This is a genomic window from Streptomyces sp. H27-C3 (assembly GCF_030063415.1).
In the GTDB taxonomy this organism is placed as follows: Bacteria; Actinomycetota; Actinomycetes; order Streptomycetales; family Streptomycetaceae; genus Streptomyces.
Genome location: NZ_JASITA010000106.1, coordinates 1 through 1,657, shown reverse-complemented (window position 1 = coordinate 1,657; position 1,657 = coordinate 1). Strand labels below are relative to the sequence as shown.

At 67.7% G+C, this 1,657-nt stretch carries 1 protein-coding gene; it reads left to right on the top strand.

Annotated features, from left to right (window positions below):
- Nucleotides 1-120: 120 nt before the first annotated feature.
- Nucleotides 121-1,509 (top strand): IS1380 family transposase, encoded by a 1,389-nt coding sequence (locus QMK30_RS38235; RefSeq protein ID WP_283522934.1) that lies wholly within the window; start codon nt 121-123, stop codon nt 1,507-1,509.
- The last annotated feature ends 148 nt before the right edge of the window (nt 1,510-1,657 follow it).

The following is a 1,657-nucleotide window of genomic DNA, read 5'->3' as shown; positions in this document are numbered from 1 at the left end:
CCTCGATCCACCGCGTAGTGGTCGGGCTGTGGATGGAGAAATCAGAAGAGGTGCCCGCTGGCCTGGGATGATGGGAGTTCTTACGCTTCCATCAGACCCGAGCAAGAGGGCACCTGGTAAGTGAAATCGTCCCACAGTCCGGCAGTGACCTTCGCCGCGTTCGACGAGCCGAATCTGATCGCGCATGCCGGGCTGGTCCCGGTGATCCGGCTGGCCGAGCGGTGCGGTCTGCCGGCCCTGGTCGCCGAGAAGATCCGCCTGGCCGGTGCGAAGAACGGTGCAGGCACGGCCGCCGACGCGAAGGCGATGAGCATCGTGGGCGGCATGGTCGCTGGTGCCGACTCCATCGACGACCTGGACGTGCTGCGCCACGGAGGACTGCCGAAACTGTTCGGCGGAGTGCGGGCACCGTCCACGCTGGGCACGTTTCTGCGGGCCTTCACCTGGGGCCATGTCCGTCAACTGGAGTCTGCGACCCGCGCGTTCACCTGCAACCTGGCCGCGCATACGGGCTTCCTCCCGAAGGGTGACGAAGTGGTGTTCGTGGATATCGACTCCAAGGTCAAGCAGGTCTACGGCCCGGCCAAGCAGGGCGCCTCCTTCGGCTACACGAAGGTCCGCGGTCTCCACTTCCAGATCGTCACCGTCAAAACCGCGACCTGCGCGCCGGTCATCGTCGCCACCCGCCTGCGCAAAGGCTCGGCAGGCTCCGGCAAGGGCGCCGCCAGTCTGCTGCGCGAGGCCCTGGCGACGGTGCGGGCGATGGGTATCACCGCGCAGATCGTCGTCCGCGCGGACTCCGCGTACTTCTCCCACAAGGTCGTCGCCACCTGCCGACAGGCCGGCGCCCGCTTCTCGCTGGCCGTCGCGGTCACCAAGACGATCCGCGCGGCCATCGAGACAGTTCCGGCCACCGCCTGGACCCCGATCAAATACACCGACGCGATCTGGGACGACGAGGACCAACGCTGGATCTCCGACGCCGAGATAGCCGAGATCGGCTTCACCGCGTTCACCAGCAAGAAGAAGGCGTTCCACACCAGCGCCCGGCTCATCGTCCGCCGGGTCAAGCGGCTGAATCCGAAGACGGTGCCCGAGGGGCAGAGCGAGCTGTTCGCCGTCTGGCGCCACCACGTGATCTTCACCGACAGCCGCTTCGTCCTCACCGACGCCGAGCCCATGCACCGCGATCACGCCGCGGTCGAACAGGTCTTCGCCGACCTGGAGGACTCCGCCCTCGCCCATCTGCCCTCGGGAAAGTTCACCGCGAACGCCGCCTGGCTCACCCTGGCCGCATCCGCCTACAACCTCACCCGCGCCGCCGGACACCTCGCCTCCACCTTCCACGCACGGGCCCGAACCGGCACCATCCGCCGCCACCTCATCAACGTCCCGGCCCGCATCGCCCGCCCGGGACGACGCGTGGTGCTGCATCTTCCCCAACGATGGCGCTGGGACCACGACTTCACCGACCTGTGGACCGCCACCGGCCAGCGCATGCAGACCTGACCAGCACCACCCCGTCCGCACACGACCTGGAAGACCTCGGAGACCCCGCCCCGGACGGCCACCCGGCACAACGTGCTGCCCGCACCCGGAAAGATCACGAGAAGCCCAGCCGGAAACCCGATCAGAATTCACACGGTGGATCGAGGCT